Consider the following 23,458-nt stretch of genomic DNA (forward strand, 5'->3'; position numbering starts at 1 on the left):
GCGGGGGCCCTGCAGACGGGCCCCTCAAGCCCCCTCCTGCGTCGTCCCCTTCCTGATGGTGATGACCCGGTCCGCCAGTTGCAGCGTTGCCGCCTCCGGGTCCGTGAAGTGCAGCAGGCGGTGGCCCCGTACCACCGCCACCACCAGGTCCTCGCAGTCCCGTGGCGAATGACCCGCCTCGCGCTTCGTCACCGGGCGTTCGGCGACGTCCAGGCCGTTTCCGTACGTCAGCAGGTCCTCCAGCACCGTGCCGACGTTCGGGCTCATCATCGACATGCCGAGCAGGCGGCCCGCCGAGCTGGAGCTCGTCACGACCGTGTTCGCGCCGCTCTGCCGCAGCAGCGGCACGTTCTCGTCCTCCCGGACGGCGACGACGATCGTGGCGGACTTGTTCAGCTGCCGCGCCGTCAGGGTGACCAGTGCGGCCGTGTCGTCCCGCTGCGTGGTGATGATGATCTGGGAGGCGCGCGCGAGCTCCGCGCGCAGCAGGGTCTCGGAGCGCGTGGCGTCGCCCAGGACGCCCACCAGGCCCTCGGCCGCCGCCGCGTCGACCACCTTCTTCTGCGGGTCGACCACGACGATCTTGTCCTTGGGCTTGCCCTGTCCGAGCAGCGTCTCGACGGCGTGCCGGCCCTTCGTGCCGTAGCCGACGACGACGGTGTGCTCTCGCATCCGGGACCTCCAACGGTGGACGCGTACCTGCTGGCGCGTCCGATCGGTCAACACTTCCAGGGTCGTTCCGACCAGAATGATCAGGAACAGCACGCGCAGCGGCGTGATCACGAAGATATTCGTCAGCCGGGCCGCGTCGCCGACGGGCGTGATGTCGCCGTAGCCGGTGGTCGACAGCGTCACGGTCGCGTAGTACGCCGAGTCGAGGAAGCCGACGCCGCCGCCGGCGTTGTCGTGGTAGCCGCCGCTGTCCGCATAGACGATCAGTGTGGTGACGGCCAGCACCAGGAGCGCCATGACCAGCCGCTGCAGCACCTGCCGCAGCGGCGGCGCGACGCGCCGGGCGGGCATGACGATCGAGCGGCCCGCCTCGGCGTCCTCGCCGGCATCGCCGCGGGTGCGGTTCCACAGGGTGCGGAACAGCGACAGTCGGGTCATCTTGCGCGTCACCATGGCCCCCATATTCCGTGATCTTCCCCGTGCCCCGGCGGTAGCCTCGCGACCATGTATGCGATCACCATTACCGAACCGGGCGGGCCCGAGGCCCTGGTCTGGTCCGAGGTACCCGATCCGGTGCCCGCCGAGGGCGAGGTCCTGATCGAGGTCGTGGCCAGCGCCGTCAATCGCGCCGACGTCGTCCAGCGGCAGGGCTTCTACGACCCGCCGCCCGGCGCGTCCCCCTACCCCGGCCTGGAGTGCTCCGGCCGCATCGCGGCGCTCGGCCCCGGGGTGAGCGGCTGGGCGGTCGGCGACGAGGTGTGCGCGCTGCTGGCGGGCGGCGGCTACGCGCAGAAGGTGTGCGTCCCCGCGGGCCAGCTGCTGCCCGTGCCCGACGGCATGGACCTCGTCACGGCGGCCTGCCTGCCCGAGGTGACCGCGACCGTCTGGTCCAACGTGTTCATGGTCGCCCACCTGTGCCCCGGCGAGACGTTCCTCGTGCACGGCGGCGGCAGCGGCATCGGCACCATGGCCGTCCAACTGGCGAAGGCCGTCGGCGCGCGCGTCGCCGTCACCGCGGGCAGCGCGGACAAGCTGGAGGCCTGCCGCGAGCTGGGCGCGGACATCCTCATCGACTACCGCGAACAGGACTTCGTCGAGGAGCTGCACAAGGTCACCGGCGGCATCGGTGCCGACGTCATCCTCGACATCGTCGGCGCGAAGTACCTCGCCCGGAACGTGGACGCCCTCGCCGTCAACGGCCGCCTGGTCATCATCGGCCTGCAGGGCGGGCGTACGGCCGAGCTCGACCTCGGCGCGCTGCTCACCAAGCGCGCCGCCGTGATGGGCACCTCCCTGCGCGGCCGCCCGCTCGCCGAGAAGGCGACGATCATCGCGGCCGTACGGGAGCACGTGTGGCCGCTCGTCGCCGGCGGCCGGGTGCGGCCGGTCGTCGACCGCACGATGCCGATGTCGGAGGCCGCCGAGGCGCACCGCGTCATGGAGCAGAGCGCCCACGTGGGGAAGATCCTCCTCACGGTCTGAGTCAGGCTCACGGTCTGAGCCAGGGCTTGATGAGCCAGGGCTTGATGAGTCAGGGCTTGAGCCGAAGCCCGAGCAGGACCGCTCACCAATCACCCGCTTGAACCACCCGCCGTGCCGCCCCGCCCACCCCGTGTGAGGGTGGGCGAGAGCGGCTCGGGCGGAGAGCGGAGGGCGGCGACGTGGGCATCGACGGCGGCAGGCTGCCGGGCAGTCTGCGGGCGGGCCTGCGCACGGGACTGATAGCCGGGCCGGTGCTGGCCGCCACCGCCCTGGTCGTCGCCGTCGCGCCGGGCCCCGAGCCCTCCGAGCCGTCCCCCGGGCACCCGGCCCCGCGCGCGGCTTCCGCCGCGCCCGGCCCGACGCCCGGCCCCCCCCGCCGCCCCGCCGCCCCGCCGGCCCCCGGTGAGGGCAGGCTCGCCGGGACGTCCGCCGGCGAGGGACGCCTCCACCCGGGCCGCGACCCCGGCCGGACGGCCCGGCCGGGGTCGCCCGGGATATCCGGCTCACTCCCTTCCGACGAGTCTTCCGAATCGCCCTCCGCGGACCCCTCCGACGACACCGGTACGGAGACGGGTGAGGACGCTGCCGACCCGGCCGAGGACGCGCCGGGGGAGGACGCCCCCGACACCGCGCCGCCGGCCGCCGTGGACGAGGCGGGCGGTGTTCCCGAACAGCCGCAAGGCCCCGCCGGACCGGCCACTCCCGACCCTGTGTCCACTCGTTCCGCCGCCGCCCGCGACGCCAGGACCGCGGCCTACGGCGATCACGTGCTGCGCGTCCTGCCCCTGGGCACCGGCCTCGCCCTCACCGGCCTAGGGCTCGGGTTCTTCGCCCTGCGGCTGCGCAGAGCGAAGTGAGCGATGAAGTGAGCAGTGTGGCGCAGGGAGTGAAAAACGGGGCGCGCGAAGCGGGAAAGGGGCGCGCGGCAGGGCGCGTGGCACGGTGGATCAGGCGTGTACGGGGGCATCAACAGGGGGAAATCACATGTGCGAGAGAATGGCGGCATGGATATGCCGAGGAATGAACGGTCGCAGGAGGAGAGCCCCAAAGTCCTGGTCGTAGGCCCGGACGGCATGGCTCTCGGCAGCGCCAGCCCCGGCGGCGGGGAGGGCGACGACGAGTCGCGCGAGGTCCCGGTGACGGAAATGGTCGAACAGCCTGCGAAGGTCATGCGCATCGGCAGCATGATCAAGCAACTGCTGGAGGAAGTGCGGGCCGCACCTCTCGACGAGGCGAGCAGGGTCCGGCTCAAGGAGATCCACCACAGCTCCGTCAAGGAGCTGGAGGACGGCCTGGCCCCCGAGCTGGTCGAGGAGCTGGAGCGCCTGTCGCTTCCCTTCATGGACGACAGCGTGCCGAGCGAGGCGGAACTGCGCATTGCGCAGGCCCAGTTGGTCGGCTGGCTGGAGGGCCTGTTCCACGGCATCCAGACGACGCTGTTCGCCCAGCAGATGGCGGCCCGGGCCCAGCTGGAGCAGATGCGCAGGGCGCTGCCCGCCGGTGTCCTGGGGGACGACGAGGGCGACGGCCACCAGCACAGCGGCGCGCGCTCCGGCCCGTATCTCTGAGAGCTCCGCATCTCCGAGGGCTCTGAACCTCCGAGGACTCCGAGAGCTCCGCATCCCTGAGAGCTCCGAGAGTCCCGAGCGTAAGAACTCTGAGCGAGCGTCAGCCCGCTTGCACATGTGCCCGGTACGTCCTCTCAGGACGTACCGGGCACACGTGCAACAACGGCCTTACGAGGCCGGGTCGGTCCTACGAAGCCGGGTCGCCCGTCGACACCGTCAGCACGAACTGGTCCGACGGCGACTTCGGGTCGAACGGGTCACCCGCGGCCGGCACCTGGTTGAGCACCGTGCCCTTGCCCCAGGTGTTCTCCGGCGACACGTCGATCCGGTACTTCCAGCCGGCGGCCTGGAGGCACGACTTCACGGAGTCGATGTACATGTAGCGGAAGTCGGGGGACGACTTCTTCGACTTGTCGCTGTAGTACTCGTAGGCCTTGGTGCACTTCTCCGGGTCGACGGTCTTCGACTTGTCGCCCTCCTTGTGCTTGCTCTGCGTGCCGCCGGTGCCGCCGCCGGCCGTCGTGCCGCCACCGCTCGTGGAGGTGGTGCCGCCGCCGGGGGCCGGGGCGCCGCTGGCCGGTGCCTGGCTCTGCCCGCCGGTGGTGCCGCCGCTGCCGGCCTCGTTGCCCTTCTCGCCGCCGCTCAGCGTGATCGCGGCGATCACGCCGATGACCGCGAGGCCCGCGACGACCGCCGAGCCGATGATGACGCCCTTGTTGCTCTTGCCGCCGCCCGAGGACGAACCGACCGAGGTGGACGGACCGGTCGAGTACGGAGGGGGCGTGCTGGGGCCGCCCGGACCGGCCTGGAAGGGCTGCACCGGCGTCGGGTACCCCCCAGCGGCCTGCTGAGCGCCCGAGGAGGGCCCGTAGCCGCCGTTGTAGGGCCCGGGGGCCGCCGGGGGCTGGTAGGGCGTCTGGACGCCGCCAGGGCCCGGCGCGGGGGTCTGCTGGTCGACGGGCGGGAAGACCGCCGAGCCGACGCCCGCGCCGCTGCGCGCCGGCGGACCGCCCGCGATGATGATCGGCGCGGGCGCGGCCTGCGCCGTGCCCGTGACCCGCGCGCACTCGTCGCGCATGGACTCGGCGCTCGGGAAGCGCTCGTTCGGGTTCTTCTTCAGCGCCCGGGCGACGAGCGCGTCGACCGCCGGCGGGATCGAGCGGTTGATCGTGGAGGGAGCGACCGGCTCCTCCTGGACGTGCGCGTAGGCGATGGCCAGCGGCGAGTCCGCGTCGAACGGCAGCCGTCCGGTGAGCAGCTCGAAGAGCATGATGCCGACCGAGTACAGGTCGGAGCGGGCGTCCACGCCGCGCCCGAGGGCCTGCTCGGGGGAGAGGTACTGCGGGGTGCCGACGACCATGCCGGTCTGCGTCATCGACGTGACGCCGGACTGCATGGCGCGGGCGATGCCGAAGTCCATCACCTTGACCACGCCGCGCTTGGTCATCATCACGTTGCCGGGCTTGATGTCGCGGTGGACCAGGCCCATCTCGTGGCTGACCTCGAGCGCCGCCAGCACGTCGGCGGTGATCTTCAGCGCCTTGTCAGCCGGCATCGCGCCGAACTGCGCCACGTCCGCGTCGAGGACGGAGCGCAGCGGCTGGCCCTCGATGTACTCCATGACGATGTACGGCATGGTCGACCCGTCGAGGTCGTCCTCGCCTGTGTCGAACACCGAGACGATGTTGGTGTGTGTGAGCTTGGCGACGGCCTGGGCCTCGCGCCGGAACCGCTCGCGGAAGGACGCCTCCCGGCCGAGCTCCGTGTGAAGTGTCTTGATTGCGACCTGACGGTCCAGGACGGAGTCGTAGGCCAGGTGGACGGAGGCCATCCCGCCCTCGCCCAGAAGGTCCCGGAGCTGGTAGCGGCCGCCACCGACAGACCGGCCCGCGTAGCGGCCCTGTGCGCCGTCCTGGCTCATCGTTCTGCTTCCCCCTTGGGCGCACTGCCTGGCTACGAGATGCCACCGCGTCGGCAGTGGCACACGTTTCCACTCTGTCGATATATCTCGGCCAAGTCTGCCCCAGGCCGCGGGCACGTCAAGCCGCGTGCCCGTTCCGTGACGGGATGCGCGACAAGACGTCACGAGATTTGCCTTGCCCAGGGCCGTACGGGTTTGATAGCGCGTCCATCCCGGACCGGCGCGCGCCGCGGAACCTGTAGCGTGCCTTAGCGGAAGACCGTTTTCCCACCGCAGCGCCTTCCGCGCGACGCGGCCAGACACGACGGCGAGGACTGATGGCACAGACGCAGAGCGCCCAGGGTCCGTCCGACCCTGACGCCAACGAGGGCGGAATGCCCGATGTGCCGGAAATGTGGGGTAATGGCGGGCTGGTAGGCGACGGCCGTTACCGCCTGACGCACAGGCTGGGCCGCGGCGGCATGGCCGAGGTCTTCGCCGCCGAGGACGTGCGCCTCGGCCGTACGGTCGCGGTGAAGCTGCTCCGCGCCGATCTCGCCGAGGACCCGGTCTCCAAGGCCCGCTTCACCCGCGAGGCACAGTCGGTCGCCGGCCTCAACCACCACGCTGTCGTCGCCGTCTACGACTCCGGCGAGGACACCGTCGGCCGCAACGTCGTGCCGTACATCGTCATGGAACTGGTTGAAGGCCGCACCATTCGCGACCTGTTGCTCAACGCCGAGGCCCCGCCGCCCGAGCAGGCGCTCATCATCGTCTCGGGCGTGCTGGAAGCGCTGGCCTACAGCCACCAGCACGGCATCGTCCACCGCGACATCAAGCCCGCCAACGTGATCATCACCAACAGCGGCGCGGTGAAGGTCATGGACTTCGGCATCGCCCGCGCCCTGCACGGCGCGGCCTCCACCATGACCCAGACCGGCATGGTCATGGGCACCCCGCAGTACCTCTCCCCGGAGCAGGCCCTCGGCAAGACCGTCGACGCCCGCTCGGACCTTTACGCCACCGGCTGCCTGCTCTACGAACTGCTGGCGCTGCGTCCGCCGTTCACCGGCGAGACCCCGCTCTCGGTCGTCTACCAGCACGTCCAGGACATGCCGGTGGCGCCGTCGCACGTCCTCGGCAGCGTGCCGCCGGAGCTCGACGGGCTCGTCATGCGCTCCCTCGCGAAGGACCCGGACGACCGGTTCCAGAGCGCCGAGGAGATGCGCGGGCTGGTGCAGTACGCGCTGCAGATGCTGCACGACGCGGGCGCCCACACCGGCGCCTGGGACACCGGCCCCATTGACCACCTCGCCGGTGGCGCCACGCAGGTGATGGGCGCCGTCGGCGGCCAGCACACCACTGCCATGCCGCACACGCAGCACGGCAACACCTCGCAGCAGTCGATCCTGCCGCCGCGCCACGGCGACGACGGCGGGTTCGACGGCTACGGCGGCAACGGCGGCCGCGGCCGGGGCGGCGGCAAGGGCAAGATGCTGCTCGTCGCCGCCGTGGTGGCGATCGTGCTGGTGGCGGGCGTCGTCTACGCGCTGAAGTCGTTCAACACGAGCGGCGGCCAGGGCGGGAAGACGACGAAGGACAAGACGTCCGTCGGCCCGTCCTCCCCCGGTCCTTCCGACTCCCAGAGCCCCGATTCGCAGAAATCCGCCGCCCCGGGCCACAACGGCACCACCGGCGACACGGGCCGTCAGCGCGGGTCGGACAGCGAGGACGACACCACGGACACCGACGAGGGCACCGGGCGGCACCGTCAGACGCCTCCGCCGTCCACCAAGCCGTCCGGCGGTTCGACGCCGTCGTCCGACACGTCGTCCAAGCCCGACCCGTCGTCCAAGCCGTCCACCGGGGGCGACGACAAGCCGGGTACCACCACGGGCACCACCACGGGTACCACCGGCACCACCGGTACGACCGGGCAGACCGGCACCACCGGCTCCACCGCCGGGCAGCCCGGTGCGACGGGCGTGACCGCGGGCGGCTGATCCGGCCGCCGCCACGTCGGGCGACAGCAGGCGACAAAGCGAACAACTACTTGAGGGCACCCCATGGGGTGCCCTCGGTCGTTTCCGCAGCCGCTCAGTCCGTGAACGCGTCCCGTACCGCCTCGTACGACCGCGTCCACCACACCGTCAGCGCCGCCGACGCCGGGAAGCCGGGGTCCGCGCGGTGGTCGCCCCGCTGGTAGCGCCAGCGCAGCATCCAGAAGTCGTTCAGCCGTTCCCACCACACGCGGTGGACCGCGGCGCCCAGTTCGGCGGGGCCGGCGCCGCTCGCGCGCCGGTACGCGCGCGAGTACGGCCGTATCTTCGCGAGGTCGAGCGTGCCGTCGGGCCGGAGGAAGAAGATGACGGCGGCGCGGACGGCCTCCTCCGCGCGGGGCCGCACGCCTAGCCGGTCCCAGTCGACGATCGCGGCGGGTTCGCCGCCGCGGTAGAGCAGGTTGAGCGGGTGGAAGTCGCCGTGCACCCAGCCGGGCGCGGTGCCGTCGGCGGGGCGGCGGTGGGCGTGGCGCTCCAGCAGGGCGCGGCGCTCGATCAGCCGGTGCTCGGCGAGTTCGTCGAAGGAGTCGCGCGGGCGGCTGCCCCTGCCCCGGCGGACGAGCCCGAGAAGCTCCTCGATGAGGGCGTACGTGTCCTGGGGGTCCGCGGAGGCGTCTTCGGGCCTCCCGGGCCCTCCAGGGCCCCCTGAGGCCTCTCCAGGGCCTTCTGCGGGGGTGAAGGGCGCGAGCGGTCCGTCGGGGGTCTCCTCCCGGCAGACCTTCGCCAGGCACGTGTGGACGTGGCCGAGCAGCGCGCCGAGCTTGCGGGACTGCGCGAGGGTCAGCTCTCCCCCGTCGCGGTGGCGGCCGTCGACCCAGGGGTGCAGGGCGTAGCAGCGGCCGCCGAGGACGGTGACGGTGGTGCCGTCGGTGCGGGCCACGGGCGGGGCGACGGGCAGGCCGAGGGCGGCCAGGCGCAGGGTGACGCTGTGCTGGCGGGCGATGGCGGCCTGGTCGCCGTCGAGGTGGTGCTTGAGGAAGAAGTCGCCGCGGGTGGTGGTGAGGCGGTAGCCGCGGTTGAGCAGGCCCTGGGTCAGGGGGACGCACGAGACGGGCTCGCCGGCCCGGTCGTAGCGGCGCAGCAGTGTGTGCAGGGTGCCGGTGTCGGGGCCGATGTCGGGTCCGGTGTCGGGCGGGGCATCGGTGACAAGTGAGCGTGGCACGTCCCAAATGTTAAATCACGCTGAGTGTGCGGCCTGTCGCGCGGGGACCCCTTCGAGGTGATGCACGGTGGTGAACTGCGGTTCGATGTACAGGTATTCGGGACGGAAGGGGGTCGCGTCCGCCGTGCGGGGCGGCCGCCCGAAGCGTTCCAGGTCCTCCCCGGAGGGGAGGAAGAGGCGTGCCGTGCCGACGAATTGGACGGTCCACACGGCCTCGTCGCCCTCGTGGCGGTCGCCGAGGTTGTCCGCGCCGTACGCGACGACGTTGCCGTCGCAGGCCTGTGCGTACCCGAAGTCGCCGTGGAGGCGGAGCAGGACGCTGTCGCCGGAGACGATGTGGCGGGCGACGGTGACGAAGGGGAGCGCGCGCATGCTGACCGAGAGGCGGCCGTAGGGGGTGCGGTCGAGCAGTTCGAGGGCTCGGTGTCGGTCGGGATGCGCGGAGAGCATGGCACCACTGTGCACGCCTGTCCCACCCGTCCATAGGGGCACCCGCCCCTTCGGCGCGGGCCATTGGTCCCGAATCACCGGTTTACCGTAGATCCGGCAGATTCACCGCTTCTCATCACTGCTCCTTGTCGCCGCTTCTCGTCACCGCTTCTCCGCCTGGAGTCGCGCCACGTACGCCGCCGCCTGGGAGCGCCGCTCCATGCCCAGCTTGGAGAGCAGGCTGGAGACGTAGTTCTTGATCGTCTTCTCGGCCAGGTGCAGCCGCTCGCCGATCACGCGGTTGGTCAGGCCCTCGCCGATCAGGTCCAGGATCCGGCGCTCCTGGTCGGTCAGGCTCGCCAGCCGGTCGTCGCCCTTAGGCGCCCTGCCGTCGCGCAGCCGCTCCAGGACCCGTGCCGTCGCCACCGGGTCGAGCAGGGATTTCCCGGCCGCCACGTCCCGCACGGCGGCGAGCAACTCATTGCCACGAATTGCCTTCAGTACGTAGCCGGAGGCGCCCGCCATGATCGCGTCGAAGAGCGCCTCGTCATCGGCGAAGGAGGTGAGCATCAGGCATTTGATCTGCTCGTCCTGTGAACGGATTTCCCGGCAGACTTCTACGCCGCTGCCATCCGGAAGGCGAACGTCCAGAACTGCCACGTCAGGCCGCGTGGCGGGAATGCGCACCATGGCGTCCGCGGCCGTCCCGGCCTCCCCGACGACCTCGATGTCGGCCTCCCCGGCCAGCATCTCGTGCACCCCGCGCCGGACGACCTCGTGGTCATCGAGCAGAAATACCGTGATTTTTCCTTGTTCGGGCACAGTGCCAGTCTCACACACGGAGTCTTCCCCTGCTCTTGTCCTCCGGGATAACGTGCCGTCGTTCCGGCAGCCCGCATGGGCTGTGCTCACAAGGTCGTGACCAGGAGCGTCGCCCCGCTTTCTCGATTTACTTGGAAATCCAAGCAAAATTGCAGGTCAGGCGGGGTTTCGCAGGAATGCGGCCTTCTGGGTAACGTGCTTATTGCAGGCCTTTCGCCGGGGCGCCTGTCACGCCCGGTTCCGGCCTCGGCACACCCACCCCGTGTGCCGTCGGGGATCGAGCGAGCATTCTCCTGCCTCACGGCGGGGGAACCCCCTCTGGCCGCCGGCGACCCCGGGGGCCGGACTGACGGAGGAGCACACGTGACTGTGGACAGCACTGCCGCGCGCAAGCCGCGCCGCGGCGGCAGCAAGCGCGCCGGCGCCAAGACCGCCAAGGCGGCGGGCGAGCCCGAGCTCGTACAGCTGCTGACGCCCGAGGGCGAGCGGGTCGAGCACCCCGACTACTCCATCGACCTGTCCGCCGAAGAACTGCGCGGCCTGTACCGGGACATGGTGCTGACCCGCCGTTTCGACGCGGAGGCCACCACCCTGCAGCGCCAGGGCGAACTGGGTCTGTGGGCCTCTCTGCTGGGCCAGGAGGCCGCCCAGATCGGCTCCGGCCGGGCGACGCGCCCGGACGACTACGTCTTCCCGACCTACCGCGAGCACGGCGTGGCCTGGTGCCGCGGGGTCGACCCCACCAACCTGCTCGGCATGTTCCGCGGCGTGAACCACGGCGGCTGGGACCCCAACGAGAACAACTTCCACCTCTACACCATCGTCATCGGCTCGCAGGCCCTGCACGCGACCGGTTACGCCATGGGGATCACCAAGGACGGCGCCGACTCCGCCGTCATCGCCTACTTCGGCGACGGCGCCTCCAGCCAGGGCGACGTGGCCGAGGCGTTCACCTTCGCGGCCGTCTACAACGCCCCGGTCGTATTCTTCTGCCAGAACAACCAGTGGGCCATCTCCGAGCCCACCGAGAAGCAGACCCGCGTCCCGCTCTACCAGCGCGCGCAGGGCTACGGCTTCCCCGGCGTCCGCGTCGACGGCAACGACGTCCTCGCCTGCCTCGCCGTCACCAAGGCCGCCCTCGACCGGGCCCGCACCGGCCAGGGCCCGATGCTGATCGAGGCCTTCACGTACCGCATGGGCGCCCACACCACCTCCGACGACCCGACGCGCTACCGCCGCGACGAGGAGCGCGAGCTGTGGGAGGCCAAGGACCCGATCGCGCGCCTGCGCGCGTACCTGGAGCGCGAGGACAACGCCGACGAGGCATTCTTCGCCGCCCTGGAGACCGAGGCCGACGAGCTCGCCAAGCACGTGCGCGACCGCGTCCGCACCATGCCGGACCCCGAGAACATGGCGATCTTCGACAACATCTACGCCGACGGCCACGCCCTCGTCGACGAGGAGCGCGCCCAGTTCGCCGCCTACCAGGCTTCGTTCGCCGAGGAGAGCCACTGATGACCGCCCAGAAGCTCTCCATCGTCAAGGCGATCAACGCCTCGCTGCGCACCGCGCTGGAGAACGACCCCAAGGTCCTCGTCATGGGCGAGGACGTCGGCAAGCTCGGCGGCGTCTTCCGCGTCACCGACGGCCTGCAGAAGGACTTCGGCGAGGAGCGGGTCATCGACACCCCGCTCGCCGAGTCCGGCATCGTCGGCACCGCGATCGGCCTGGCCCTGCGCGGCTACCGCCCCGTCGTCGAGATCCAGTTCGACGGCTTCGTCTTCCCCGCGTACGACCAGATCGTCACCCAGCTCGCCAAGATGCACGCCCGCGCGCTCGGCAAGATCAAGCTGCCGGTCGTCATCCGCATCCCCTACGGCGGTGCCATCGGCGCCGTCGAGCACCACAGCGAGTCGCCCGAGACGCTGTTCGCGCACGTCGCGGGCCTGAAGGTGGTCTCCCCGTCGAACGCCTCGGACGCCTACTGGATGCTCCAGCAGGCCATCCAGAGCGACGACCCGGTCATCTACTTCGAGCCCAAGCGCCGCTACCACGACAAGTCCGAGCTCGACACGGAGGCCATTCCGGACCCGCTGCACGCCGCGCGCGTCGCCCGCCCGGGCACGGACCTCACCCTCGCCGCCTACGGGCCGATGGTGAAGACCTGTCTGGAGGCCGCCGCGGCGGCCGAGGAGGAGGGCAAGTCCCTGGAGGTCCTCGACCTCCGCTCGATGTCGCCCATCGACTTCGACGGCATCCAGGCGTCCGTCGAGCGCACCCGCCGGCTGGTCGTCGTCCACGAGGCCCCGGTCTTCCTGGGCACCGGTGCGGAGATCGCCGCCCGGATCACCGAGCGGTGCTTCTACCACCTGGAGGCCCCGGTCCTGCGGGTCGGCGGATATCACGCGCCCTACCCGCCGTCCCGGCTGGAGGACGAGTACCTTCCGGGACTGGACCGGGTGCTCGACGCCGTCGACCGCGCGCTGGCGTACTGAGGGGTTTGAGGAGAGTCGTGACCATGACTGCAAGGACCGCGAACGACCAGCGCTTCCGCGAGTTCAAGATGCCCGACGTGGGCGAGGGGCTCACCGAGGCGGAGATCCTCAAGTGGTACGTGGCCGCCGGCGACACCGTCGCCGACGGGCAGGTGGTGTGTGAGGTCGAGACGGCCAAGGCGGCCGTCGAACTGCCGATCCCCTTCGACGGGGTCGTGCACGAACTGCGGTTCCCCGAGGGGACGACGGTCGACGTCGGCCAGGTGATCATCTCGGTGGACACGGACCCCGGAGCGGGACCGGCTGCGCCGGAGCAGGCTGCGGCCCCGGCCGCGCCCGCCGAGGAGGCGGAGGAGCCGCAGGGGCGGCAGGCCGTGCTGGTGGGGTACGGGGCGGCGCCGTCTTCGACGAAGCGGCGTGCTCGCAAGCAGCCCGTGACAGCCGAGCCGGTGGCCGCCGCCATACAGGCGGAGCTCAACGGGCGCCCGGCCGGGGCGGCCGGGCCTGCTGCGGCCGCAGTGCCCTCGACCGGTGCACCCGGAACCGCGGCCGAAAAGATTTCGCCGGTCCCCGGCACGGGACAGGCCTCCGGGACGGGAACGGCCCCCGGGGCCGGACAGGCCTCCGTTGGTGCTCGTCCGCTCGCCAAACCCCCCGTGCGCAAGCTCGCCAAGGATCTCGGGGTCGATCTCGCCTCCGTCATCCCGTCCGGTGCCGACGGCATCGTGACGCGCGAGGACGTCCACGCCGCCGCTTCGGCCGCGACTGCCCCGGTCGCGGAGGAGCCGGTGGCCGTCGCGGGCGCTCCCGCGGCCGGTGGGGACCTCGCCGCGCGCGAGACGCGGATCCCGGTCAAGGGGGTCCGCAAGGCCACCGCCCAGGCGATGGTCGCGAGCGCCTTCACCGCGCCGCACGTCACGGAGTTCGTCACCGTCGACGTGACCCGCACGATGAAGCTCGTCCAGAAGCTCAAGGACGACCCCGACATGGCGGGCCTGCGCGTCAACCCGCTCCTGCTCGTCATGAAGGCCTTCCTCGTCGCGATCAAGCGGAACCCGGACGTCAACGCGTCGTGGGACGAGGAGAACCAGGAGATCGTCCGCAAGGGCTACGTGAACCTGGGCATCGCGGCGGCCACGCCGCGCGGGCTGATCGTGCCGAACATCAAGGACGCCGGCGTCAAGACGCTCCCCGAGCTGTCCACGGCGCTGTCCGAGCTGGTGGCGACCGCCCGCGAGGGGAAGACCAGCCCGGCGGACATGTCCGGCGGCACGGTGACCATCACCAACGTGGGCGTCTTCGGCGTCGACACCGGCACGCCCATCCTCAACCCGGGCGAGTCGGCGATCCTGGCCTTCGGCGCGGTCAAGCTGCAGCCGTGGGTCCACAAGGGCAAGGTCAAGCCGCGGCACGTGACGACGCTGGCGCTGTCCTTCGACCACCGCCTGGTCGACGGCGAGCTGGGTTCGAAGGTGCTGGCCGACACGGCGGCGGTGCTGGAGAATCCGCAGCGGCTGATCACCTGGGGCTGATCACCCGGGGCTGATCAGCTGGGGGTGATCCCGGCCTCCGGGTGAGTGATCCCGGATGGTCCTGGATTAATTGGTTGAATTAGGTACGACATAAACGACGAAAGGCCCGGACGCTTCTCTCCTCACCCCCCTCCAGCGAGGAGAGAGCGCGGCGTCCGGGCCCCCGTCGTGATGCGGAGCGGCCTCGGGAATCCCAGCCAGGTCAGCGACTCGAATAGCCCGTGCGGGGCAATTTACTTAAGATTGACCGACACTTGCACTGTCGGAATTGGAGGACGCGTGGACGGCGCCGACCACGTGGACGGTGAATCCATCAGCCGTCTTCTCCGCGCCTGGCGGGCCCGCGTCGACGCGCGCACCGTCCCCGAGCTGCGCGGCGTCCTCCCCCGGCCCGGACGCCGCCTCTCCCAGGCCCACGTGGCCCGGATGACCGAGGTGAGCGAGGGCTGGTACCGCGCGCTGGAAGCCGGCCGCCGGCAGGACTTCTCCGAGCATTTCCTCCTCCGCGTCGCCCGAGCGCTGCGGCTGAGCGACGCCGAGACGCTCACGCTCTTTCTCGCGGTGAGCGGCCGCCGCCCGCCCGGTGAACTCTCCCGGGAAGCCGGCGCCGGGCGGGGCGATCTCCCATACGGCGTCAAAGCCCTGCTGGAACAGCAGACGTCCTATCCCGCCTATCTCTCCGATGTGGCCTGGAATATCGTCGCGGCGAATTCCCTCATGGCCGAGTGGTTTCCCTGGGTGCGGCGGCCCGGTGCCAATCTGATGCGCTGGGCGCTGCTCGACCCCGAGGCCCGCGAGCAGATGCTCGACTGGGAGAACGCCTGCGCCCGCACGTACCTCGCCATGCTGCGCGTCGCCGCCAACAGCGACCCCGGCAACGCCGAACTGCGCACGCTCGTCCGCGACATCCTCGACGCGGACGCCGACTGCCGGCGCATCTGGGCCGAGGAGCACGACGTGGTCGAGCACCGCGACGGCGACGTGTTCCGGCTGCAACTGCCGTTCCACGGTGGACGGGAGGTACGGGTGACGAGCCATGTGCTGCTGCCCATACAGCGTCCTGACCTGAGGTTCGTCTTCATCACGCCCGCGGACGGCTGGACGGCACCTTAAGCCCTGCCAGAAGGCCTGCCGGAGGTCCCGCCGGAGGCCCTGCCGGGCGGGCGGCTGGACAGGACCGTAAGCCGGGACGCCCGTTGTCCGGATCGCGGACCCCCTCTTTCTGCGTATATATCTTGTATCTAAGCTGTGTTCATGCCAACCGCCACTCCCTCCGTTGCGATCAAGCAGACCAAGCAGAGCAAGCAGCCTCCCGCCGCCGAGCGTGTCTACACGCACATCAAGGAAGCCGTCCTGCACCGCCGTTACGAAGGCGGCACGCTGCTCACCGAGGGGGATCTGGCCGAGGCCGTCGGGGTGTCCCGCACCCCCGTGCGCGAAGCCCTGCTCCGGCTGGAGGCCGAAGGGCTGATCAAGCTCTACCCGAAGAAGGGCGCCCTCGTCCTGCCCGTCTCCGCACAGGAGATCGCCGACGTCGTCGAGACCCGGCTGCTCGTCGAGAAGTACGCGGCGGCCAAGGCCGTACCCGCCTCCGCGCTGCTCATCGCCCGCCTGGAAGAGCTGCTCGACGACATGAGACGCCAGGCAGCGGCCGGTGACCTGGCCGCGGTCTCCGTCAGCGACCGCGCCTTCCACGCCGAGATCGTGCGCAGCGCCGGCAACGAGATCCTCTCCCGGCTCTACGACCAGCTGCGCGACCGTCAGCTGCGGATGGGGGTGGCCGTGATGCACGCCCACCCCGACCGCATCGCCAAGAACCACAGCGAGCACACCGAGATCCTCGAAGCGCTGCGCGCCGGTGACGCCGAGGCCGCCGTCGCCGTCATCGACCAGCACGTGAGCTGGGTGCGCAACCTCGCCCAGGGCGAGATCCGATGAACGAGTGGGGGGAGCACCGATGAGTCAGGGGGCCGCAGCGCTGCCCGGCGACCCACCCGGCGGACGGCGCGCGGTCGCCGTCTGGGGTCTGGGCGTCGGGGTCTACTTCGTCGCCATCATCTTCCGTACGAGCCTCGGCGTCGCCGGCATCGACGCCGCCGAGCGCTTCCACATCAACGCGTCCGCGCTGTCGACGTTCTCCATACTCCAGCTGCTCGTCTACGCGGGCATGCAGATACCCGTCGGCCTGATGGTCGACCGGCTGGGCACGAAGAAGGTGCTGGCGCTCGGCGCCGTCCTGTTCACTGCCGGGCAGCTCGCCTTCGCCCTCTCCCACACGTACGGCACGGCCCTCGCCAGCCGCGCCCTGCTCGGCTGCGGCGACGCGATGACGTTCATCAGCGTGCTCCGGCTCGGCGCGCGCTGGTTCCCCGCCCGCCGCGGCCCGCTGATCGCGCAGGTGGCGGCGCTGTTCGGGATGGCGGGCAACCTCGTCTCCACCATGGTCCTCGCCCGGCTGCTCCACGGCGCCGGCTGGACCGCCACGTTCGGCGGCAGCGCCGCGGCGGGCATCCTCGTCCTCCTCCTGACGCTGCTGTTCCTGAAGGACCACCCGGAGGGCCACGAGCCGCCGCCGGCCGCGCACGGAGACGGAAACGGAGGCGGCAGGGGCTTCGTCCGGCGCCAGATCGCCCTGACGTGGCGGGAGCCCGGCACCCGGCTCGGCATGTGGGTGCACTTCACGTCCCAGTTCCCGGCCATGGTCTTCCTGCTCCTGTGGGGCATGCCGTTCCTGGTCGAGGCGGAGGGCCTCTCGCGGGAGACCGCGGGCCTGCTGCTGACCGTCGTCGTGCTCTCCAACATGGCCGTCGGGCTCGTCTACGGGCAGATCATCGCCCGCCACCACGCGGCCCGGCTGCCGCTCGCGCTCGGCACGGTCGGCGCGACCGCCCTGCTGTGGGCCGCCGTGGCCGGCTGGCCCGGCGCCCACGCGCCCGTGTGGCTGCTCGTGACCGAATGCGTCATGCTCGGCGCGTGCGGCCCCGCCTCGATGATCGGCTTCGACTTCGCCCGCCCCGCGAACCCGCCCGAGCGCCAGGGCACCGCCTCCGGCATCGTCAACATGGGCGGCTTCATCGCCTCCATCACCACGCTGCTGGCCGTGGGCGTCCTGCTCGACGCCACCGGGGACGACTACCGCCTCGCCTTCTGCTCCGTCTTCGTCCTGGAAGCGCTCGGCCTGTCCCAGATCCTGCGGCTGCGCACGCGCGCGCAGCGGCGGGAGCAGGAGCGGGTGGTGGCTTCGCGGGTGGAGACGGTGCACGTGCCGGCGGTTTCGCCGGGGTCCACGGCGTAACCGCCGGTCCTACGGCGTGGTCTCTCGGGTACTCCGGGTACTCCGGGTGCTCCGGGTGCCTCGGGGCGAGCGCCGGTCCTACGGCGTGATCGCGAACTCCCTGAGGATCGCCTCCGCCAGGTCCGGCTCCCCCTCCACCTTGATCCGCCCCAGCGCCGCCTCCGGCCGCACCCGGCCGCACGCCAGCCGGGCGTACGTCTCCCAGTCCATCGCGAACGTGACCGCCGGGCCCAGCGACACGCTGCCGTCGATCGTTCCCCGCCCCTGCTGGTCGACGCGCACGGTCCGCAGGAACTCCAGCGGGCCGTGCACGTCGAAGACGACCGTCGATCCCGGCGGCGCGCCGGCGTCCTTGGCCACGACCCTCGGCAGCGCGCCGAGCAGGAAGTCCCGGCAGATGACCGCGGCGGGCGAGTCCAGGTTGCCGGGCATGCCGAGCGCGCGGCGCAGGTCCTGCTCGTGCGTCCACACGTCGAAGGCCCGTACCACCAGGGCGCGTTCGAGCGGCTGCTCGTTGCCGGAGCCGAGCGGCCAGCGGATCGCCGTCTGCGGGCCGCGCGTCTCGTTGCGCAGCTGGCGGGAGCGGCGGATGACGATGAGCTCCAGCTCCGACGTCATCTCCAGCGCGGTGTGACAGCGCCGCACGTCCACCTGCACCTCGTTGTAGCGGGAGAACTCGTCGGTGACGTGGAAGAGGTCGCGCGGCAGCGTGTGGATCGGCCGCGGCTCACCCAGCATTTCGGTCTCCACGCCGATGACGTGCGAGACGACGTCGCGCACCGACCACCCGGGGCACTCGGTGGCCCGGTTCCAGTCGCTCTCGGCGAGCGGTTTCACCAAGTCGTTGATCGCTTCGATGGAGTGGGTCCAGGCGTCGATGGCCGGCTGAAGATTCGGGTGGACGGTCACGTGATCCCTCGGGCGGTGCGGCGGGTGCGTGGGCGTTCCTGATGCGAGTGCGTAGGGCGTGGGCGTTCCTGATGCGGGTGCGTTAGTTAAGTTACGCTGCGCGCGGGTGACCCGGCAGAGGTTTCGTGTGCTGAGAGTGGTGGGTACTGTGCGTGCTTCCCTGATTCAGATAAACGTCGATCCGGCGGAGCCGGTCGCCCGGCGGCGGGATCGCGCGGCGGCGCTGGTGCGGGAGCAGGCGGGCAGCGATCTGGTCGTCCTGCCCGAGCTGTGGCACGTGGGCGCTTTCGCCTTCGAGTCGTTCGCAGCCGAGGCGGAACCGTTGGACGGTCCCACGGTTCGTGCCATGTCTGCTGCTGCGCGTGACGCGGCTGTCTGGTTGCACGCCGGGTCGATCGTCGAGCGGGACGCCGGCGGCGCCTTGTACAACACCTCCCTGGTCTTCTCCCCGGCCGGCGAACTCGTGCGGACGTACCGGAAGATCCACCGTTTCGGCTTCGACAAGGGCGAGGCCGTGACCATGGCCGCGGGGGCGGAGCCGGTCACGGTGGCGCTGCCGGGCGCCGTGGCAGGCCTGGCCACCTGCTACGACCTGCGGTTTCCCGAGCTCTTCCGCGCCCTCGTCGACCGCGGCGCCCAGATGTTCGTCGTACCGGCCGGATGGCCCGAGCGGCGGCGCGCCCACTGGTCGCTGCTCGCCCGCGCGCGGGCCGTCGAGAACCAGGCCTACGTGCTGGCCTGCGGCACGGCCGGCACGCACGCGGGGGTGGAGCAGGCCGGCCACAGTGTCGTGGTCGATCCCTGGGGGGATGTGGTCGGCGAGGCGGGGGCGGGTGAGGAAGTGCTCGCCGTCGACCTCGACCCGGCGCGGGTGGCGCGGGTCCGCGAGGAGTTTCCGGCGCTCAAGGACCGGGTTCTCGGCGTCCGCGGACATTAACGCCGTGTGTCATTCCCCGGGCGGGGGAATGCCTGCTGTGGCCGGTGTTGTTTGATGGCGGTATGGCCCCTCGCGTACGTGTCCGCGCCCCCGAACTCATCGGCAAGGGCGGCTGGCTGAACACCGGCAATGTTGACCTTTCCCTCGCTGACCTGCGAGGACGCATCGTCATCCTCGACTTCTGGACGTTCTGCTGTGTGAACTGCCTGCACGTCCTCGACGAGCTGCGCGAGCTGGAGGAGAAGCACCGCGACACCGTGGTGATCATCGGTGTGCACTCGCCGAAGTTCGTCCACGAGGCCGAGCACCAGGCCGTCGTCGACGCCGTCGAGCGGTACGGGGTAGAGCACCCCGTCCTCGACGACCCCGAGCTCGCGACGTGGAAGCAGTACGCCGTGCGGGCCTGGCCCACGCTCGTGGTGATCGACCCCGAGGGGTACGTCGTCGCCCAGCACTCCGGCGAGGGCCACGCCCACGCCCTGGAAGCGCTTGTCGCCGAGCTGGAGGCCGAGCACGGCGCGAAGGGGACGCTGCGGCGGGGGGACGGGCCGTACGTGGCGCCCGAGCCGGAGGCCACGGATCTTCGGTTCCCGGGGAAGGCGGTTGTGCTGCCCGGCGGTGGGTTCCTGGTGTCCGACTCCACGCGGCACCAGCTGGTGGAGATGGCGGACGACGGTGAGACCGTCGTCCGGCGGATCGGCAGCGGCGAGCGGGGGTTCGGGGCCGGGTCGTTCAACGAGCCCCAGGGGCTCGCCCTGCTGCCCGACGGCAAGGTCGTCGTCGCCGACACCGTCAACCACGCGCTGCGGGCCTACGACCCGGAGACCGGTGTCGTGACCACCATCGCCGGCACCGGGCGGCAGTGGATGCAGGGACAGCCCACGTCCGGGCCCGCCCTCGAAGTCTCACTCTCCTCCCCCTGGGACGTCGCCTGGTTCGACGAGCGGCTGTGGATCGCCATGGCCGGAGTGCACCAGCTCTGGACGTACGACCCCGAGAGCGGAACGGTCGAGGCCGCCGCCGGCACGACCAACGAGGGCATCGTCGACGGGCCGCTGCGCGAAGCCTGGTTCGCCCAGCCCTCCGGGCTCGCCGCGTCGGCCGACGGCGAGCGGCTGTGGGTCGCCGACTCCGAGGGATCCGCCGTGCGGTGGGTCGACCGTGACGGGTTCGTGCACACGGCCGTCGGCAAGGGCCTGTTCGACTTCGGGCACCGCGACGGGGACGCGGTGCAGGCCCTGCTGCAGCACCCGCTCGGCGTCACCGCCCTCCCCGACGGGTCCGTCGCCATCGCCGACACGTACAACCACGCGCTGCGGCGCTACGACCCGGCGAGCGGCGAGGTGACGACGCTCGCCACGGACCTGCGGGAGCCGTCCGACGCGGTGCTCGTCGGGGACGACGTCGTGGTGGTCGAGTCCGCCCGGCACCGGCTCACGCGGCTGCGGCTGCCGGAGTCCGCGGTACGGGTGGAGGCAGTCGCCCATCAGACGCAGCGGGCCGCGACGGACGTGGCGCCCGGGCGGCTGCGGGTCGACGTCGTCTTCTCCGCGCCGGCGGGGCAGAAGCTCGACACGCGGTACGGGCCGTCGACGCGGCTGATCGTCAGCTCCACCCCTCCGGAGCTCCTGGCGGAGGGCGCGGGGACGGGTACGGACCTCGGGCGCGATCTGGTGCTGGCGGAGGGCGTGACCGAGGGCATCCTGCACGTCTCGGCCATGGCGGCGTCGTGTGACGACGATCCGGCGAACGAATACCCGGCGTGCCACATGCACCAGAACGACTGGGGAGTGCCCGTGCGGGTCGTGGCCGGCGGTGCGGAGCGGTTGCCGCTGGTCCTTGCGGGGCTGGACGGCTGACGCGTCGGGCGGGCCGGGCCGGGGGCCTCCGGGGCAGGGCTCCGGCCCTCCGGCCCTCCGGCCCTCCGGCACGTCGCCGGCCGCGGGCCGAGAGGACTCAGCGGATGAAGCGGTGGTCCTCCTCCACCACGGGCGCGGCCGGCGGCGGGGGCTGGGTCCTGCGGCGTTTGTAGATGCTGACGTAGGCGGCGGTGCCGATGAAGCCGACCGCCATCAGGATCAGTCCCACCAGCGGGACGTTCATGCCGTCGACGTGCCAGTCGACCGCGAACGTGAGGATCGCCCCGATCCCGATCAGACCGATGCACCATCCCATGCCCATGGCTCAAGCCTCCGTATCCGATTGGCTGTTCCGGTGCCGGCACGCATCGCGTACCCCGGACCGGAACCGCCAATCGGGGGGAAGGCGTCAGCCCTTGAGCGCGGCGGCCTCGTCCGGCAGCCAGTACGTGGCGCGGGCCTGGTCGTCCACGTGGAGGGTGCCGCCCGGGAGGGCGGGCGCTGCCGGGTCGCCCTGCAGGGGGTCACCGCCGGCCGTTTGGAAGGTCACCGTCAGTTTCTTCGCGTCGCGGCCCGGGCCGCCCGAGCCGTCCGGTGCGGTGGGTGTCACGGCCGCGTAGGCGGACTTCCCCGGCGCTACCTTGACCGGCGCCTTCGGCTTGGTCTCCTCGCCCACGCCCGCCGTCGCCTGGTCCTGGTCGAAGCGGATGTAGGGGAAGCCGTAGGCCGTGCACGGCTTCTTGCCGGTGTTCGTCGCCACGAGCAGGATCTTGCCGGACTGCGGCCCGGCCTCGACCTTCATGTCGGAGGGCGCGCAGGCGTCGCCCTTGTCCTGGGGCTTGTCGTCCTCCTCCTCGCCCGGCTCTCCTTCTTCGGCTGAGGGGGCTGTGGCCGACGGTCCGTCTTTCGTGTCCGCCTTGTCGTTCTTGTCGTTCTTGCTTCCGCACGCCGTCAGCGTGAGGGTCGCCGTTACGGCCAGGGCCGCCGCGGTCCAGATGCGGTGGTGCTTCAACGGCTCAGCCTTCCAGGAACGCCGTGAGCGCCGCCGCCAGCAGGTACGGGTCGTCCGCCCCGCACAGCTCCCGCGCCGAGTGCATCGACAGGCAGGCCACGCCGATGTCCACCGTGGCGATGCCGTGCCGCGCCGCCGTGATCGGGCCGATCGTCGTGCCGCAGGGCATGGCGTTGTTGGACACGAAGTGCTGCCACGGCACGCCCGCCCGCTCGCACGCCGCGGCGAACACCGCCCGGCCGCTGCCGTCCGTGGCGTAGCGCTGGTTGACGTTGACCTTGAGGATGGGGCCGCCGTTCGGCACCGGGTGGTGGCCCGGCTCGTGGCGCTCCGTGTAGTTGGGGTGGACCGCGTGGCCGGTGTCCGAGGACAGGCAGATCGTGCCGGCGAAGGCGCGGGCCTTGTCCTCGTACGTGCCGCCGCGGGCGAAGACGGATCGTTCCAGCACATTGCCCAGGAGGGGGCCCTCCGCGCCCGTGTCGGACTGGCTGCCGTTCTCCTCGTGGTCGAACGCGGCGAGGACGGGGATGTACGGGAGGCCCTCGGAGGCGGTGGCGGCGATCAGGGCGGCCACGCCGGCGTGGACGGACAGCAGGTTGTCCATGCGGGGGCCCGCGAGGAGCTCCTGGTCGCGGCCCAGGTAGGCCGGCGGCTCCACGCTGTGGACCATCAGGTCCCAGCCCGTGATCTCCTCGGCGGTGATGCTGATTTCCCCGGCCACGAAGCGGATCAGGTCGCCCTCGTTCGGCTTGCCCAGGCCCCAGATCGGGGTCATGTGCTTCTGCTTGTCGAGCTTGAGGCCGTCCTGGTTGACGCCTCTGTCGAGGTGGATCGCCAGCTGGGGGACGCGCAGCAGCGGGCGGTCGACGTTGACGAGGCGGTGGCTGCCGTCCCGCAGGGTGACCCGGCCGGAGAGGCCGAGGTCGCGGTCCAGCCAGGTGTTGAGGAGCGTGCCGCCGTACAGCTCGACGGCGACCTGGCGCCAGCCCGCGGAGCCGGTGTCCGGCAGCGGCTTGACGCGCAGGTTGGGGGAGTCGGTGTGCGCGCCGACGATCCGGAAGGGGCTGGCGGGCGTCGCGCCCTCCGGCACGTACCAGGCGATGATCGCGCCGCCGCGCGTCACGTACTTGCCGCCGGTCGTGGCGTCCCACGCGTCGGTCTCCGCGACCTGGCGGAAGCCCGCCTTCTCCAGCCGCTCGGCGGTGTTGGCCACCGCGTGGTAGGGGGAGGGGCTGGCGGCGAGGAACGTCATCAGGTCGTCGGTGTGGCCGCGGTCGAAGCGGTGCGCAGAGCTCATGGCCTCAGGATAAGGATCAGGGCAAGA

General features: G+C 71.4%; 21 protein-coding genes. 12 read left to right on the plus strand and 9 right to left on the minus strand.

From position 1 onward, the window contains the following. Positions 1-24: 24 nt before the first annotated feature. Positions 25-1,125, minus strand: coding sequence for a potassium channel family protein (locus IF61_RS0115090; protein WP_211264885.1), 1,101 nt, complete (start codon positions 1,123-1,125; stop codon positions 25-27). Between the two features lie 51 nt (positions 1,126-1,176). On the opposite strand from IF61_RS0115090, the gene IF61_RS0115095 reads away from it, so the two are divergent. The 3 genes from IF61_RS0115095 (at position 1,177) to IF61_RS0115105 (ending at position 3,722) form a co-directional block, all read left to right on the plus strand. Next, entirely contained in the window at positions 1,177-2,154 is a 978-nt protein-coding gene (locus tag IF61_RS0115095) for an NAD(P)H-quinone oxidoreductase (protein WP_030366896.1), read from the plus strand. 179 nt (positions 2,155-2,333) lie between these two features. After that, the gene (locus tag IF61_RS0115100) at positions 2,334-3,011 is read left to right on the plus strand and encodes a hypothetical protein (protein ID WP_030366897.1); all 678 of its coding nucleotides are present in this window, start codon (positions 2,334-2,336) and stop codon (positions 3,009-3,011) included. A 147-nt stretch (positions 3,012-3,158) separates the two neighbouring features. Beyond that, positions 3,159-3,722 carry a bacterial proteasome activator family protein gene (locus IF61_RS0115105; RefSeq protein WP_030366898.1) on the plus strand — a complete coding sequence of 188 codons (564 nt, stop codon included), beginning with the start codon at positions 3,159-3,161 and terminating at the stop codon, positions 3,720-3,722. A gap of 187 nt (positions 3,723-3,909) precedes the next feature. Here IF61_RS0115105 and IF61_RS0115110 read toward each other — a convergent pair whose 3' ends face one another. Then, positions 3,910-5,643 carry a Stk1 family PASTA domain-containing Ser/Thr kinase gene (locus IF61_RS0115110; RefSeq protein WP_030366899.1) on the minus strand — a complete coding sequence of 578 codons (1,734 nt, stop codon included), beginning with the start codon at positions 5,641-5,643 and terminating at the stop codon, positions 3,910-3,912. Between the two features lie 317 nt (positions 5,644-5,960). On the opposite strand from IF61_RS0115110, the gene IF61_RS0115115 reads away from it, so the two are divergent. Continuing rightward, entirely contained in the window at positions 5,961-7,625 is a 1,665-nt protein-coding gene (locus IF61_RS0115115) for a protein kinase domain-containing protein (RefSeq protein WP_030366900.1), read from the plus strand. Positions 7,626-7,719: 94 nt separating this feature from the next. Here IF61_RS0115115 and IF61_RS0115120 read toward each other — a convergent pair whose 3' ends face one another. The 3 genes from IF61_RS0115120 to IF61_RS0115130 form a co-directional block, all read right to left on the minus strand. Next, positions 7,720-8,844, minus strand: coding sequence for a phosphotransferase (locus IF61_RS0115120; protein WP_397945278.1), 1,125 nt, complete (start codon positions 8,842-8,844; stop codon positions 7,720-7,722). A gap of 15 nt (positions 8,845-8,859) precedes the next feature. Continuing rightward, positions 8,860-9,294, minus strand: a complete 435-nt coding sequence (locus IF61_RS0115125; protein WP_030366902.1) for a pyridoxamine 5'-phosphate oxidase family protein — start codon at positions 9,292-9,294, stop codon at positions 8,860-8,862. Between the two features lie 141 nt (positions 9,295-9,435). Then, entirely contained in the window at positions 9,436-10,095 is a 660-nt protein-coding gene (locus IF61_RS0115130; RefSeq protein WP_030366903.1) for a response regulator, read from the minus strand. 363 nt (positions 10,096-10,458) lie between these two features. Here IF61_RS0115130 and pdhA point away from each other — a divergent pair, with 363 nt between their 5' ends. From pdhA to IF61_RS0115160, 6 genes are all read left to right on the plus strand, one after another. Next, on the plus strand, positions 10,459-11,610 hold the full coding sequence (gene pdhA, locus IF61_RS0115135) for a pyruvate dehydrogenase (acetyl-transferring) E1 component subunit alpha (RefSeq protein WP_030366904.1): 1,152 nt from the start codon (positions 10,459-10,461) through the stop codon (positions 11,608-11,610). Next, positions 11,610-12,590, plus strand: coding sequence for an alpha-ketoacid dehydrogenase subunit beta (locus IF61_RS0115140; protein ID WP_030366905.1), 981 nt, complete (start codon positions 11,610-11,612; stop codon positions 12,588-12,590). The genes pdhA and IF61_RS0115140 overlap by 1 nt, the downstream gene beginning before the upstream one ends. Before the next feature lie 23 nt (positions 12,591-12,613). Continuing rightward, positions 12,614-14,122, plus strand: a complete 1,509-nt coding sequence (locus IF61_RS0115145; RefSeq protein ID WP_030366906.1) for a dihydrolipoamide acetyltransferase family protein — start codon at positions 12,614-12,616, stop codon at positions 14,120-14,122. A 279-nt stretch (positions 14,123-14,401) separates the two neighbouring features. Beyond that, on the plus strand, positions 14,402-15,235 hold the full coding sequence (locus IF61_RS0115150; RefSeq protein ID WP_052392701.1) for a helix-turn-helix transcriptional regulator: 834 nt from the start codon (positions 14,402-14,404) through the stop codon (positions 15,233-15,235). 141 nt (positions 15,236-15,376) lie between these two features. Next, positions 15,377-16,060: a GntR family transcriptional regulator gene (locus IF61_RS0115155; protein WP_030366908.1), complete on the plus strand. Its 684-nt coding sequence runs from the start codon at positions 15,377-15,379 to the stop codon at positions 16,058-16,060. A gap of 19 nt (positions 16,061-16,079) precedes the next feature. Then, positions 16,080-17,417 (plus strand): MFS transporter, encoded by a 1,338-nt coding sequence (locus IF61_RS0115160; RefSeq protein ID WP_030366909.1) that lies wholly within the window; start codon positions 16,080-16,082, stop codon positions 17,415-17,417. A 78-nt stretch (positions 17,418-17,495) separates the two neighbouring features. On the opposite strand, the gene IF61_RS0115165 is transcribed toward IF61_RS0115160, so the two are convergent. After that, complete coding sequence (locus IF61_RS0115165; protein ID WP_030366910.1) at positions 17,496-18,326, minus strand: maleylpyruvate isomerase family mycothiol-dependent enzyme; 831 nt, start codon at positions 18,324-18,326, stop codon at positions 17,496-17,498. Positions 18,327-18,474: 148 nt separating this feature from the next. Here IF61_RS0115165 and IF61_RS0115170 point away from each other — a divergent pair, with 148 nt between their 5' ends. After that, a complete protein-coding gene (locus tag IF61_RS0115170; RefSeq protein ID WP_030366911.1) occupies positions 18,475-19,263 on the plus strand; it encodes a carbon-nitrogen family hydrolase in 789 nt (262 codons plus the stop codon). Between the two features lie 62 nt (positions 19,264-19,325). After that, positions 19,326-21,122 carry an NHL domain-containing thioredoxin family protein gene (locus tag IF61_RS0115175; RefSeq protein ID WP_030366912.1) on the plus strand — a complete coding sequence of 599 codons (1,797 nt, stop codon included), beginning with the start codon at positions 19,326-19,328 and terminating at the stop codon, positions 21,120-21,122. A 97-nt stretch (positions 21,123-21,219) separates the two neighbouring features. On the opposite strand, the gene IF61_RS0115180 is transcribed toward IF61_RS0115175, so the two are convergent. The 3 genes from IF61_RS0115180 to IF61_RS0115190 form a co-directional block, all read right to left on the minus strand. Next, positions 21,220-21,444 carry a hypothetical protein gene (locus IF61_RS0115180; protein ID WP_030366913.1) on the minus strand — a complete coding sequence of 75 codons (225 nt, stop codon included), beginning with the start codon at positions 21,442-21,444 and terminating at the stop codon, positions 21,220-21,222. Positions 21,445-21,531: 87 nt separating this feature from the next. Beyond that, positions 21,532-22,134 (minus strand): DUF4232 domain-containing protein, encoded by a 603-nt coding sequence (locus IF61_RS33375; RefSeq protein WP_052392702.1) that lies wholly within the window; start codon positions 22,132-22,134, stop codon positions 21,532-21,534. 4 nt (positions 22,135-22,138) lie between these two features. Further along, entirely contained in the window at positions 22,139-23,431 is a 1,293-nt protein-coding gene (locus tag IF61_RS0115190; RefSeq protein WP_030366915.1) for a M18 family aminopeptidase, read from the minus strand. Positions 23,432-23,458 lie beyond the last annotated feature (27 nt).

It is taken from the genome of Streptomyces roseoverticillatus (genome assembly GCF_000719265.1).
Taxonomy (GTDB): domain Bacteria; phylum Actinomycetota; class Actinomycetes; order Streptomycetales; family Streptomycetaceae; genus Streptomyces; species Streptomyces roseoverticillatus.

Coding starts and splice junctions, on each gene's coding strand:
- IF61_RS0115090 (WP_211264885.1), bottom strand. CDS start 1,125: ATGGTGACGCGCAAGATGACCCGACTGTCGCTGTTCCGCACCCTGTGG.
- IF61_RS0115095 (WP_030366896.1), top strand. CDS start 1,177: ATGTATGCGATCACCATTACCGAACCGGGCGGGCCCGAGGCCCTGGTC.
- IF61_RS0115105 (WP_030366898.1), top strand. CDS start 3,159: ATGGATATGCCGAGGAATGAACGGTCGCAGGAGGAGAGCCCCAAAGTC.
- IF61_RS0115110 (WP_030366899.1), bottom strand. CDS start 5,643: ATGAGCCAGGACGGCGCACAGGGCCGCTACGCGGGCCGGTCTGTCGGT.
- IF61_RS0115115 (WP_030366900.1), top strand. CDS start 5,961: ATGGCACAGACGCAGAGCGCCCAGGGTCCGTCCGACCCTGACGCCAAC.
- IF61_RS0115125 (WP_030366902.1), bottom strand. CDS start 9,294: ATGCTCTCCGCGCATCCCGACCGACACCGAGCCCTCGAACTGCTCGAC.
- IF61_RS0115140 (WP_030366905.1), top strand. CDS start 11,610: ATGACCGCCCAGAAGCTCTCCATCGTCAAGGCGATCAACGCCTCGCTG.
- IF61_RS0115145 (WP_030366906.1), top strand. CDS start 12,614: ATGACTGCAAGGACCGCGAACGACCAGCGCTTCCGCGAGTTCAAGATG.
- IF61_RS0115155 (WP_030366908.1), top strand. CDS start 15,377: ATGCCAACCGCCACTCCCTCCGTTGCGATCAAGCAGACCAAGCAGAGC.
- IF61_RS0115160 (WP_030366909.1), top strand. CDS start 16,080: ATGAGTCAGGGGGCCGCAGCGCTGCCCGGCGACCCACCCGGCGGACGG.
- IF61_RS0115175 (WP_030366912.1), top strand. CDS start 19,326: ATGGCCCCTCGCGTACGTGTCCGCGCCCCCGAACTCATCGGCAAGGGC.
- IF61_RS0115180 (WP_030366913.1), bottom strand. CDS start 21,444: ATGGGCATGGGATGGTGCATCGGTCTGATCGGGATCGGGGCGATCCTC.
- IF61_RS0115190 (WP_030366915.1), bottom strand. CDS start 23,431: ATGAGCTCTGCGCACCGCTTCGACCGCGGCCACACCGACGACCTGATG.